Source organism: Bacillus sp. AG4(2022), assembly GCF_031844465.1.
GTDB lineage: Bacteria > Bacillota > Bacilli > Bacillales > Cytobacillaceae > Bacillus_AB > Bacillus_AB infantis.
In genome coordinates, this window is the sequence record NZ_JAUZVH010000002.1 from 117,022 (window position 1) to 129,386 (window position 12,365).

10 protein-coding genes are annotated in these 12,365 nt (G+C 49.6%); 6 read left to right on the forward strand and 4 right to left on the reverse strand.

Annotated elements, in window-relative coordinates; translation table 11 throughout:
- Positions 1–16: 16 nt before the first annotated feature.
- Both Q9R36_RS06035 and gndA read left to right on the forward strand, forming a co-directional pair.
- Entirely contained in the window at positions 17–1,315 is a 1,299-nt protein-coding gene (locus Q9R36_RS06035; protein WP_148949115.1) for a DNA polymerase IV, read from the forward strand.
- Positions 1,316–1,477: 162 nt separating this feature from the next.
- Positions 1,478–2,884 carry an NADP-dependent phosphogluconate dehydrogenase gene (gene gndA / locus Q9R36_RS06040; protein WP_248137401.1) on the forward strand — a complete coding sequence of 469 codons (1,407 nt, stop codon included), beginning with the start codon at positions 1,478–1,480 and terminating at the stop codon, positions 2,882–2,884.
- An 82-nt stretch (positions 2,885–2,966) separates the two neighbouring features.
- On the opposite strand, the gene zwf is transcribed toward gndA, so the two are convergent.
- A complete protein-coding gene (zwf, locus tag Q9R36_RS06045; protein ID WP_041825238.1) occupies positions 2,967–4,469 on the reverse strand; it encodes a glucose-6-phosphate dehydrogenase in 1,503 nt (500 codons plus the stop codon).
- A gap of 427 nt (positions 4,470–4,896) precedes the next feature.
- On the opposite strand from zwf, the gene rnz reads away from it, so the two are divergent.
- Together rnz and Q9R36_RS06055 are read left to right on the forward strand one after the other, a co-directional pair.
- Positions 4,897–5,823 (forward strand): ribonuclease Z, encoded by a 927-nt coding sequence (gene rnz, locus Q9R36_RS06050; protein ID WP_101550242.1) that lies wholly within the window; start codon positions 4,897–4,899, stop codon positions 5,821–5,823.
- Between the two features lie 12 nt (positions 5,824–5,835).
- Positions 5,836–6,381 carry a histidine phosphatase family protein gene (locus Q9R36_RS06055; RefSeq protein ID WP_101550240.1) on the forward strand — a complete coding sequence of 182 codons (546 nt, stop codon included), beginning with the start codon at positions 5,836–5,838 and terminating at the stop codon, positions 6,379–6,381.
- A gap of 385 nt (positions 6,382–6,766) precedes the next feature.
- On the opposite strand, the gene namA is transcribed toward Q9R36_RS06055, so the two are convergent.
- From namA to proC, 3 genes are all read right to left on the reverse strand, one after another.
- Positions 6,767–7,783, reverse strand: coding sequence for an NADPH dehydrogenase NamA (gene namA / locus Q9R36_RS06060; protein ID WP_009794721.1), 1,017 nt, complete (start codon positions 7,781–7,783; stop codon positions 6,767–6,769).
- Positions 7,784–7,866: 83 nt separating this feature from the next.
- The gene (locus Q9R36_RS06065) at positions 7,867–9,009 is read right to left on the reverse strand and encodes a glycosyltransferase family 2 protein (protein WP_311224656.1); all 1,143 of its coding nucleotides are present in this window, start codon (positions 9,007–9,009) and stop codon (positions 7,867–7,869) included.
- 55 nt (positions 9,010–9,064) lie between these two features.
- Entirely contained in the window at positions 9,065–9,910 is an 846-nt protein-coding gene (proC, locus tag Q9R36_RS06070) for a pyrroline-5-carboxylate reductase (protein WP_311224657.1), read from the reverse strand.
- A 582-nt stretch (positions 9,911–10,492) separates the two neighbouring features.
- On the opposite strand from proC, the gene Q9R36_RS06075 reads away from it, so the two are divergent.
- Both Q9R36_RS06075 and Q9R36_RS06080 read left to right on the forward strand, forming a co-directional pair.
- Positions 10,493–11,458 carry an MBL fold metallo-hydrolase gene (locus tag Q9R36_RS06075; protein WP_009794726.1) on the forward strand — a complete coding sequence of 322 codons (966 nt, stop codon included), beginning with the start codon at positions 10,493–10,495 and terminating at the stop codon, positions 11,456–11,458.
- A 12-nt stretch (positions 11,459–11,470) separates the two neighbouring features.
- Positions 11,471–12,265 (forward strand): SDR family NAD(P)-dependent oxidoreductase, encoded by a 795-nt coding sequence (locus tag Q9R36_RS06080; RefSeq protein ID WP_035403059.1) that lies wholly within the window; start codon positions 11,471–11,473, stop codon positions 12,263–12,265.
- Positions 12,266–12,365 lie beyond the last annotated feature (100 nt).

The following is a 12,365-nucleotide window of genomic DNA, read 5'->3' on the forward strand; positions in this document are numbered from 1 at the left end:
AGGGAAGTGCAGAGGCATGAGAGAATTATATCCAAAGAACGGGCGGGTCATTTTGCACGTTGATATGAACAGCTTCTACGCTTCAGTCGAAATGGCCTATAATCCTGAGCTGAAAGGGAAGCCGCTGGCGATTGCCGGAAATGCAGAAGAGCGAAGGGGAATAATCGTCACATGCAGCTATGAAGCAAGAAAGTTCGGCGTCAGGACAACAATGCCCTTATGGGAGGCCAAAAAGCTGTGCCCGCAGCTGATCGTAATGACACCGAATTTTGAACGGTACCGCGCTGCCTCTATGGGAATGTTCAATATACTCGGCCAATATTCCGGGCTTGTTGAGCCTGTCTCCATCGATGAAGGGTATGTCGATATTACAGATAGCTATGAGTATGGAGCGCCGCTTGAAATTGCCGGGAGCATCCAGAAGCAGATACTTGATCAGCTTGATCTGCCCTGCAGCATAGGGGTGGCCCCCAATAAATTTCTTGCTAAAATGGCTTCAGATATGAAGAAACCGATGGGCATCACCGTGCTGCGGAAACGCGATATAGGAAATATCCTTTGGCCGATGCCTGTGGAGGAAATGCATGGAGTCGGCAAAAAGACAGCCGAGAAGCTTCGCACCCTCCAGATTGAGACGATTGGCAGCCTCGCCGAAGCTAATGATCTTCAGCTGAAAGGGTTGCTTGGCATCAACGGGCCGCGACTGAAAGAGAGGGCGAACGGGATCGACCGCAGGCCCGTAGACCCGGAGTCTGCAGCTGAATTTAAGAGTGTGGGCAATTCTACTACGCTCCCAAGGGATGTGTCCAATCAGCAGGAGCTCTTTAAGGTGCTTGATATGCTGTCGGAAAAGGTAGCTGTCCGCCTGAAAAAAAAGAAGGTATATGCGTCAGCCCTGGGCATCACCATCCGCTATAAAGACAGAAAGACAATTACAAGGAGCAGGAAGCTGGATAACCCTGTCAGCTTAAAGGAAGATCTGGCTGCTTTCAGCCGGAAGCTGTTCATTAGGCACTGGAATGGAGATCCCGTCCGCCTCCTCGGGGTTACGGCTCAGGAACTCGTGGAGCAGGACCAGGCTGTCCGCCAGCTTGATTTATTTTCTTATGAGAAAGAGGCCAGGAAAGAGCCGCTTTTCAAAACCCTGGCCGATCTGCGGACCAAATTCGGGGATAAAATCATCGACCTTGCCGGAGCTGGGGGCGATGAGGCGGACAAACCTGTAATTGGGACAGATACCAGCTTCAATAAGGATTTCCTCCACGGTGCGGGAAAACGCCAAATCCAGCATCCGGCTCAAAAAGATCATGAATAATGTTTATAAAAGGAATGGAACGTCAAACTAAGAAGGGAAAGCCCAAGTTTGATTAGTTGCATTCCTTTTGCCGTTTTGAGACATTATTATTGGCAGCAGCCTTTCGATGGCGTGGCTTGCCGGGTGTAGATACCAGCTTCAGAAGCAGAAAGGGAGAATGATATGACTAAACAGGAAATAGGAGTTATCGGCCTTGCCGTTATGGGAAAAAACCTTGCCTGGAACATTGAAAGCAGGGGGTATGCTGTTTCTGTCTACAATAGATCTTCTGAAAAAACGGAAGAAATGCTTAAAGAATCCGAAGGGAAGAATATTACCGGAACTTACTCGATTGAAGAGTTTGTCAATTCCCTTGAAAAGCCGCGGAAAATTATGCTGATGGTCAAAGCGGGCGGCCCAACGGACGCAACGATTGAGCAGCTTAAGCCTCATCTTGAAAAGGGCGATATCCTGATAGATGGCGGAAATACTTTTTTCGCTGATACACAGCGGAGGAATAAAGAGCTGAGCGAGCTTGGCATCCATTTTATCGGAACCGGGGTGTCCGGGGGAGAAGAGGGCGCACTGAAAGGGCCGTCCATCATGCCTGGCGGGCAAAAGGAAGCCTATGACCTTGTCGCACCAATCTTTAAGGATATTTCTGCAAAAGTGAATGGCGAGCCTTGTACAACGTACATAGGTCCGGATGGGGCAGGACATTATGTCAAAATGGTCCATAATGGGATCGAATATGGAGACATGCAGCTGATCTCCGAATCTTATTTCCTTCTTAAAAATGTACTCGGCTTGTCGGCAGAAGAGCTGCACACCGTCTTTGCAGACTGGAATAAGGGCGAACTCGACAGCTATCTGATTGAAATTACAGCAGATATTTTTACTAAAAAGGATGAGGAAACAGGCAAGCCGCTCGTGGATATGATCCTCGATACAGCCGGCCAAAAGGGTACAGGGAAATGGACAAGCCAAAGTGCCCTTGATTTAGGTGTCCCGCTTCCGATTATCACTGAGTCCGTCTTTGCACGCTTCCTTTCGGCCATGAAAGAGGAGCGCGTCCACGCGAGCAGGCTTTTGAAAGGACCTGAAGCGAAGAGCTTTCAAGGAAACAGGGAAGCATTCATTGAGTCTGTCCGCAAAGCTTTATATATGAGCAAAATCTGTTCCTATGCACAGGGGTTTGCCCAGATGCGGGCTGCATCGGATGAATACAGCTGGGATTTGAAATACGGGGATATCGCCATGATTTTCCGCGGAGGCTGCATCATCCGCGCCCAGTTCCTGCAGAAAATCAAAGAAGCTTATGACAGGGAACCGGGTCTTAAAAATCTTCTGCTTGATCCATATTTCAAGGAAATCGCCGAAAGCTACCAGGCAGCCCTGCGGGAAATCATCAGCTCTGCTGTACAGAACGGAATACCGGTTCCATGCTTCTCAGCCGCGCTTTCTTATTATGACAGCTACCGGACGGAAACCCTCCCGGCCAATCTGCTTCAGGCACAGCGCGATTATTTCGGGGCCCATACGTATCAGCGTACGGACAAAGAAGGCACGTTCCATACGAACTGGATTTAATACATGCATTCAAAAAGCCGCCAATCGAGGCGGCTTTTTGAATGATAAAAATCCCTCCGGGTAGCCGAAGGGATTTTTTGTATTAGCAATTATCAACGTCTAAGTCTGCCACAGGCCACCAGGAGAATCCTTCTTTTGCAAGCAGCTGATCTGCTTCTTCAGGTCCCATTGTCCCGGCTTCATAGTTAGGGAAGTTTTTCGCTTTATGGTTTTCCCATACTTCGGAAATTTTATCCACGAAGCTCCAGGATAATGCCACTTCGTCCCAGTGGGTAAAGTTTGTGGCATCGCCTCTCATGCAGTCATACAGCAGCTTCTCATAGGCTTCCGGCGTGTTTATGCCGCTGCCGCTTTTATTCGAGAAGTTCAGCTTGACTTGATTCGCTTCAAGCTGGTTTCCTGACTTTTTGGCATTAAGGTGAAGCGTGATCCCTTCATCAGGCTGGATGTGGATGATCAGCAGATTCGGATTGACTGTCTGCCCTGTTTCATAGTACAGGTTCATCGGAATATCCTTGAATTGGATGACAATCTTCGTTGACTTGACGGCCATCCTCTTTCCTGTCCTGATATAGATTGGGACGCCGGCCCAGCGGAAGTTGTCGATAGTCAATCTTCCGGCCACAAAAGTTTCGGTATTGGACTCGCTGTCAACCATTGGTTCTTCACGGTATCCCGGCACTTGTTCGCCGTCAAGCATGCCTTTGCCATACTGTCCCCGCACAAAGTGTTCGTGAACCATATCGCCCTCAAGCGGACGCATCGCACGCAGGACCTTTACTTTCTCTGAGCGGATCTCATCGGTCGTCAAACGGATCGGCGGCTCCATCGCAAGCAGTGCCACCATTTGCAGCATATGATTCTGAACCATATCTCTTAAGGCCCCGCTCTTTTCGTAATAGCGGCCGCGTTCTTCTACCCCAAGGACCTCGCTTGATGTCACCTGGATATTGGAAATATGGCGGTTGTTCCAGAGCGGCTCAAACAGTGCATTGGCAAAACGGATTACCTCAATATTCTGGACCATTTGTTTACCAAGGTAGTGATCAATACGGTAAATTTCATCTTCGGAAAAAGCATGCCTGATCTGGCTGTTCAGTTCTTTTGCAGACTCGAGGTCATGGCCGAACGGCTTTTCTATGACAAGGCGCTTGAATCCATTGGTTTCGGTCAGGCCATCCTGCTTCAAATGAACCGCAATGGTGCCGAAGAATTCCGGTGCCATGGCCAGATAGAAAATACGGTTGCCTTCGAGGCCATAGGTATTATCAAGATCTTCAGCCATTGACTTTAAAGCTAGATATGAGCTTGAATCTGTCACATCATGTGAGTGATAGTAAAAATGGGATGCAAACTCATCCAGCCTGGTGCTGTCCTTTATCGCAGACTGAACGGAATTTTTTACATTTTCCTGAAATTCCTCGTTGGAAAGCGGTCTTCTTGCAACTCCGACGACAGCAAAACGCTCTGAAAGATTTCCCTTTTCAAAAAGCCTGTAGAGGGAAGGGAACAGTTTACGATTGGCAAGGTCGCCGGTAGCTCCGAAAATCATGATTAATCCTGTTGGTTTTTCGTTCTGTTTCACGGTACATAAACCTCTCTTCAACAAAATTTCAATATATGTAAGTTCTTATGCTGTAGGCCTGCAGCGGGATTTATCTTTAAAAAAGCTCTTTTTATGCCGGCACGCTCACTGGATCGGGTCCAACCCGGATGAAGCCCCTGACACAAACAAAGGCTATAAAAAGTCTTCCATTAAAAGAACACCCATACAAGTATAAAATTTTATAGCTTATCCAATGAAATCGCAAATAATATGCGCCTTTCTCCTGCGAAAGCGCTGCCTTTGGCTGCTGCCTGATTAGTTTCCGCAATAGGGCGGGAAACTATCCGTTTTTTATGGGGATGAAGTCGGGGAGGACCTTTCTGCCGGCATTTATGATATAGTGTTGATTATAAAAACTCGATTTAACGGCAAGTGAACATATTTACCAGGTAAAGGGGGGGCATGGGTGGATTTATTATTTTTAGGAACGGGGGCAGGAATACCGGCAAAGCTTAGAAATGTTACCTCAATGGCATTGAAGCTTCTGGAAGAGCGGGGCACAGTCTGGCTGTTTGACTGCGGCGAGGCTACCCAGCATCAAATCCTGCATACATCACTGAAGCCCAGGAGGATCGAAAAAATTTTTATAACCCATATGCATGGCGACCACATATACGGCCTTCCCGGACTTCTCTCAAGCCGCTCCTTCCAGGGAGGCGAGACAGAGGTGGAGGTTTATGGGCCAAAGGGGCTGAAGGATTATATTGAAATCAGCCTTTCGGTGAGCGGGACCTGCTTAAAATATCCGCTGAAGATCATTGAGGCAATAGAGGGCGTTATTTTCGAAGATGAAGATTTTAAAGTGGAGGCAATGCTTCTTGACCATGGAATCCCTTCTCTTGGCTACAGGATCATGGAAAAAGACAAACCGGGCACTCTCCAGGCTGATAAGCTGAAGGAAGCGGGAGTCATGCCGGGTCCGATTTACAGGGATATCAAAAATGGGATTCCTGCTGTGCTGGCGGACGGCACTGTTTTGAATCCGGCAGATTTTCTCGGTCCGGATATTAAAGGGAGGGTCATCACGATCCTTGGTGATACAAGGATGTGCGCAACCGCCCTAGAACTTGCCAGAGATGCTGATCTGCTTGTCCATGAAGCGACCTTCCAGGCGGGCGAAGAAACCATGGCACGCGACTATTACCATTCTACAACCGTTCAGGCTGCGGAAATAGCCAAACAGGCTAACGCAAAGAAATTATGCCTCACACATATCAGTGCACGCTACGAAAGAGCAGACTGGGCAATGCTCACCAATGAAGCGCGCACAGTGTTTCCAGATGCCGATATAGCAGAGGATTTTAAGGAATTCCATATCCCGGTGAATAAGTAAGGGGGCGAAAGCTTGAAGACACTATATATCGTTCGCCATGCCAAAGCCGAAGGCCAGCCGTTTGAATCCCGGCTGACTGGAGAGGGAAGAAAGCAGGCGGTGAAGCTTGCCGGTTTTTTTGAGGATAAGCCTGTTGATTTTATCTATTCCAGCCCTTTCATCAGGGCCCTGGAGACGGTCAGGCCTCTTGCTGAGTCTAAAGGGCTTGATGTTTCTGCTGACCCGCGGCTAGGGGAAAGGATTTTGAGTTCTCTCTATTTTGATGACTGGCAGACTAAGCTTATGCAGAGCTTTGATGATTTCAGACTGCGCTTTGAAGACGGAGAAACCCAGGAAGAGGGGATGGCAAGGGCTGCATCCGTCTTAAAAGAAGCCCTCCAGCGCCCGGAGAAGCATATCGTGCTTGCCAGCCATGGAAATCTGAGCACGCTCCTGCTCAGATATTTCGACGAACAGAGCGGCTTTGATGTGCTGATGAAAATGTCCAATCCTGATGTTTTCAGGATTGCCATCAGTGGTGAGGGACATGTTCTGGAGCGGATTTGGAAGGAAGAATGAAAGAAGAGCGTGCAGCCTTATGTGGCTGCACGCTCTTTTTGTATCTCGAGGAGGGCAAGCGCCCTCCGCTTTTCTTATTGTCCAGCTCCATCGGCTAGAGCCTCGAGTCATAAGCCACTTTGGAACCGAAGGTAAAGAACACCTTCAATTCCAAAGCGTCTTATGCTTGAGGCCCACAGGATGTGGGTCATGCAGGCGTTGCCACAGGACGTGGCGTTTTTAGTCTGCGTTCCTTAGTTGAACAGTCGCCTCCGCTTTTCTTAGTGTCCAGCTCCGGGCGCTAGCCCCTCGAGTCATAAGCCAATCAGGCCAGAAGGTTAAAGAACAACCTTCCGCCCTGCTCGTCTTATGCTAGTCGGGGCTGGGCAAGCGCCCTCCGCTTTTCTTACCACCCTCTATCATATTGTTTCGGGGGTTCGATTTCGGTGCCGAGCTGTTTGGCTGCGGTTTTTGGGAAGTATGGATCGCGGAGCAGCTCACGTGCGATGAAGATAAGGTCTGCTCTGTCGTTTTGCAGGATCTCTTCAGCCTGCAGTCCGGATGTAATCAGGCCGACGGCGCCTGTCGGGATGTCTGCCTCATTCTTGATGGTTTCAGCGAATTTGACCTGGTAGCCTGGATAAGCGTGAATGCGGGCCGGCACCAGTGCTCCGGAGCTTACATCGATCAGGTCGATGCCCTGCTCTTTCATCCAGCGCCCGAACGTGACATAATCCTCAACATCAAGTCCGTTTTCGTTATAATCGCTCGCTGATACCCTTACAAAGAGAGGTCCGTCCCAAACAGACTGGATGCTGTCGATGACTTCCCTCAGGAAGCGGTAGCGGTTTTCTGCGATCCCGCCGTATTCATCCTCCCGCAGATTGGAAAGCGGGGATAGAAACTCATTGATCAGATAGCCGTGGGCAGCATGGATTTCTATAACCTCAAAGCCTGCTTTCTTAGCACGGACAGCGCCTTCCTTAAAGGCTTCGATCGTTTCTTTAATCTCTTCTTTTGTCATCTCTTTAGGCTTTTTCATTTTTTCATTGAAAGCCACGGCAGATGGAGCAATGATTTCGCCCTCAATAACCGCTTTTCTGCCTGCATGCGCAAGTTGGATGCCGGCACGGGTGCCATGCTCCTTCATCATGCCTGTCAGCTGCTGCAGCCCCTCGATATGATCATCGCTCCAGATCCCCAGATCCTGTGGTGAAATGCGGCCCTGCGCAGTTACAGCGGTCGCTTCCACAATGATCAGGCCAACCTGTCCAACAGCTCTGCTTGTATAATGGGTCAAATGCCAGTTTTCTACTTTTCCATCTTCATTATGGCTGGAATACATGCACATCGGCGCCATGACGATGCGGTTTTTTAGTGTGACGTCTTTCACTGTGTATGAAGAAAATAACTTTGTGTCCATAATTGCCTCCTTCTTATTTCGTGCAGCTAAACACTTTTAGTATAGCAGGGGGCAGAAGGGAAGGAAAAAGAAAGCGCTCGCGCTTATTTATTTTTTCGGCGCAGCTCCTTCAGGCTGTATTTTGTACCCCGCCAGACGATGCCTCCCCTCTTAAACGTCAAGAAACTTGCGCGCATGATGCTGTAGATGAAAAGAAGCGCCGTTAACGGAAAAACGAGAAAAAGGGCGGAGGAAAAGGGGGTCATGCGGTTTGAAATCATCTTATAAAGGCCCCCCAGCAGAATGATGTTTGCCGCACTTAGCCCCATGACAAGCCGATCCGGCGAAAAAACGGCAAAGAAGGGAACCACCTGGGAAATGAAAGTGCCGGCAATGGCCAAAAGCACCATGCTGATCCGGTAATGGAGGCCGGCGAATGTATTTTTCTCAAGGCCCCTGAATGCTTCTCCCAGGCTTGTATACCATTCGACTTCAAGCAGCTCCAGCGCTGCAGCGATTTTCTGCCTGTACCCGAGCCTCTTCATCAGCATACCGAGCATCAGGTCATCATCCGGCCTCATCCGGATGGATTCATGTGTGCCGGCATCTTCGTAAGCTTTTTTGGAAATAAGGTTGAATGCGCCGATCCCGATCCCCGTTTTTGATTGCGGCCGGTTGGCCTGCCAGGGGCGTTTATAATAGGAAAAACCGAAAAGGAAAAAGCCGATGAACGCTTTGAGCCAGAAGCTGTGTGCTTTCAAAGCCGGGGCAGCTGTAAGATGATCGAGGCCCTGGCGCCTGAAATAAGAAAGTGCCCTGCCGATGGCATCTTTCCGGAACATTACGTCGGCATCAGTAAAGAGGATTATATCTCCCTTTGCCATTCCTGCTCCTCTGCACAGGGCATGGTTTTTCCCGAGCCAGCCATCAGGCAGGTCATGGATATGAAGAACCCTGATTCTTGCATCTTCCTGGGCCAGCCTTTCCATGATCTCCCCCGTGCCATCCTCTGACCGGTCATTAACAAGGATCCATTCGAGGTGTGTGTAATTTTGTAAAAGCTGAGTGCGGATGCTCTCTTCGATCACGGCTGCTTCATTTCGTGCTGCTGTGACAATTGACAGAAGGGGGCCGGAAGCCAGCTCTTCATCCTCTTCAAGCTGGTCAAGCCTCCGCAGTCCCAAAAAAGCATCAGCTATGGCGCATATCCAGATGATCATGCAGAGTGCCAGAAGAATGGCCAGCATTTTTTTCACTCCCTCCCTGTGTTTGGCTCCATTTTAAGGAAAGGGGAGGAGATGTTCAACTTTGGCTATTCTTCTGCCGCAGCTCTTCCGTAATCGCTTTGCCAAGGCGTCCTGACTGCAGGGCCGCCTCTTTGATGCATAACATGAAAGCCTCCTGGACGCCATGGCTGTCGAGCACACGGATACCGGCCTCTGTTGTGCCTCCCGGGCTGGTGACATTCCTCCGCAGCTCTTCTGGCTCTTTATCAGATCGGGCTAGCATGGCCGCTGCGCCTGCCAGTGTCTGGATGATGAGCTCCTTTGCTACAGGCTGATCGAGGCCGGCCTCGGCTGCACTTTTCTCCATTGCTTCCGCCAAATAATAGATATAGGCAGGGCCGCTCCCTGACAGGCCTGTCACTGCGTCCAGCTGTTCCTCCTCCACAAACACCGCCGTCCCGACGGTCTCGAAAATTTCCCTGGCGAGTGCAGCCTGTTCCTGGGTGGCTTTAAGATTTGCCGCCAGGGCTGTGGCCGATTTGCAGACAGCTGCAGATGTATTAGGCATAGCCCTTATGATGGCAGGCTTGAGGCGGGAAAGTCTTTCAATGCTCTCCATCGGCACGCCTGCAAGGACAGAAATAATCAGCATAGTTTCATTCAGATAAGGAACAAGGCGCTCCATCGCTTCTGCCGCATCCTTTGGCTTCATGGCCAGGATGACTGCTTCCGCTCCGGACATCACCTCCACCATGCTGTGGGTGGCGTGTACGCCATAAGTGCCTGCCATTCTTTCAAGCCGTCCCTCATTGCTTTTATTGGTCACATAAATACGCTCAGCTTTCACAAGCCGATTTTCTATCATTCCTGCAATCAGGGCTTCCGCCATGGATCCTGCCCCGATGACCGCCAGTTTTTTCATAGTGATCAAATCCTTTCTGTTTTTGGTCCGTTAAAAATAAAAAGCCCTCCGTCCGGTAAAGGACGAAAGGCTTTGCTTCCGTGGTACCACCTTCATTCACCAGGCCTGCCATTGTTCAGGTCTGATGCAGCTTAGCGCCCGTTAACGCCGGGACGGGACGTCAGGTTTTCCTGACAGCTCATAAGGTAGGTTCAATGTTCAAGCGGGCGGTGAAGCCTTTCAGCCGGCGGGCTTCACTCTCTTTCGCCATTTCCCATTTACTGGCCCTATTCAACGCTTCGTTCTTTATAAAAAAGATGTTTTTGTGATTATGCAAGAAAAGGAGCGGACCTGTCAATAGGCTTTCATCAGGATTTTTTTAACCACTCAAGAAAAGTTATGTGAAAATAATGACAATTCCTTTGAATAAAGTTAAACTTACAGTATATACTGTCTGCCAATTTTCCAAAGTATACATAGATTCTGTGTTTTTTTCCGGCAGCAGCCCTGTTTATTTTCCGCTGAAATGATGGTGCTGCTGGAGGAGCCAGTGTTTTTATATCCATTACTTTATTTAAATATAATTTCAAGGAGTTAAGAAAAATGGCTGAATGGAAGAATGATATCGCGAAGTTAGTCATCCCCACCCCTTTTCCGGTTGGAGATGTGAATGTTTACCTGATTAAAGGCGACAGGCTGACTTTGGTGGACGCCGGCCCCAAAACAGAAGAAGCATGGGAGGCACTGAACCATCAGCTGAAGGAGCTGAAGCTGAAGCCGCAGGATATTGAACAGGTGATCCTCACCCATCACCACCCCGATCATGCCGGCCTGCTTGATTATTTTTCCCCTGAACTCGAGGTTTACGGACATTCTGCAAATGAACGCTGGCTGAACAGGACAGAGGCCTTTTTTGATATGCATGACCGTTTTTACATGGGGCTTTTCCGCGAATTTGGCATTCCGGATGCTTATTTGCCGTTCATTGCCCTGATGAAGAAAACGCTTAGATTTTCCTGCAGCCGCTCTCTTACCGGCTCGATCTGCGAAGGCGATGAACCGCCAGGCCTGCCGGGCTGGAGTGTGGTGGAAACTCCGGGGCATGCACAAAGCCATATAGGCCTGTACCGCGAAAAGGATGGCACTTACATCGGGGGAGACCATCTGCTTGCCAGTATTTCTCCAAATCCTCTCCTCGAGCCTCCGCTTTCTGGAGAAACAGAACGTCCAAGGCCGATGCTTCAATATAATGAGTCACTGAAAAAGCTGCTGGAGATTCCTATCAGCCTTGTTTATTCGGGCCATGGACCTGAAGTGAGCGAAGTTCCCCCGCTGATTGAAAAGAGGCTCGGCCGCCAGCATGACCGGGCAATGCAGGTTAAAGGATGGCTTGAGGAAGGGCCGCTTACTGCCTTCCAAGTATGCCAGAGGCTGTTTCCGGCCGTTTATGAACGGGAATTCACCCTGACTCTCTCGGAGACAGTAGCCCAGCTTGACTATTTGGAGTCGTTAGGAGAAATTGTTATTAAGGAGGAAGACGGCGCCTTCTTTTATACAATTGCTGAATGAGGTGGTTTTTTGCTGTCAGGACGTCTTAGAGAAAAGAATATTGTCATCACCGGGGCATCAGGAGGCATCGGAGCGGAAATGGCTGCCCTTTGCGCGGAAAGAGGAGCAAGGCTGTGGCTTTTGGCGCGGAATCAGGAAAAGCTGGAGGAGATTGCCGGTGCACTTGGAACCCGCTATGGTGCTGAAGTAAATACAGACCGGCTGGATGTTTCGGATACAGATGCGGTCCAGGCCGTTTTCGCCCGGATCCTGGGTGAGTGGGGACATGTCGATGTGCTTGTGAACAATGCCGGCTTCGGGGTATTCCGGGAAGCGCATGAAGCGCCGATCGAGGAAATAAAAGGGATGTTCGATGTTAATGTCATCGGGCTGATGGCCGCAACGAGCATGGTCCTGCCTTCTATGAGAAGCAGGAATAGCGGGCACATCATTAACATCGCATCCCAGGCAGGAAAGATCGCTACGCCAAAATCGAGCGTATATTCTGCCACGAAGCACGCTGTTTTGGGCTATTCGAACAGCCTCCGGATGGAGCTTGCTGATCTCGGGGTGCATGTGACGACTGTCAACCCGGGCCCGATTGCCACTAATTTCTTTAATATTGCAGATGAAAAAGGGACCTATGTGAAAAATGTCCAGCGTTTTATGCTGCAGCCGCGCTATGTGGCAGAAAAAGTGGTGGACAGCATGCTGACGGGCCGGAGGGAAATCAATCTCCCGCGCTGGATGAATGCCGGAAGCACCATTTATGCCCTTTTCCCGCGCCTTTTTGAAAAGGCCGGCCGGCGGGCATTCAATAAAAAATGAGTGCGGTTTTTTTGGAGGGAATTGTAATAGTGCCTCCAGTTTTGCAGAGTTGCTAATAAAACCGGAAAGTTGCTAATAAACGGGAAAATTTGCTGATAAA

Bases quoted from the DNA above. Each gene is read 5' to 3' on its own strand.
- Q9R36_RS06035 (WP_148949115.1), top strand. From the start codon at position 17: ATGAGAGAATTATATCCAAAGAACGGGCGGGTCATTTTGCACGTTGAT.
- gndA (WP_248137401.1), top strand. From the start codon at position 1,478: ATGACTAAACAGGAAATAGGAGTTATCGGCCTTGCCGTTATGGGAAAA.
- namA (WP_009794721.1), bottom strand. From the start codon at position 7,783: ATGGACACAAAGTTATTTTCTTCATACACAGTGAAAGACGTCACACTA.
- Q9R36_RS06065 (WP_311224656.1), bottom strand. From the start codon at position 9,009: ATGCTGGCCATTCTTCTGGCACTCTGCATGATCATCTGGATATGCGCC.
- proC (WP_311224657.1), bottom strand. From the start codon at position 9,910: ATGAAAAAACTGGCGGTCATCGGGGCAGGATCCATGGCGGAAGCCCTG.
- Q9R36_RS06075 (WP_009794726.1), top strand. From the start codon at position 10,493: ATGGCTGAATGGAAGAATGATATCGCGAAGTTAGTCATCCCCACCCCT.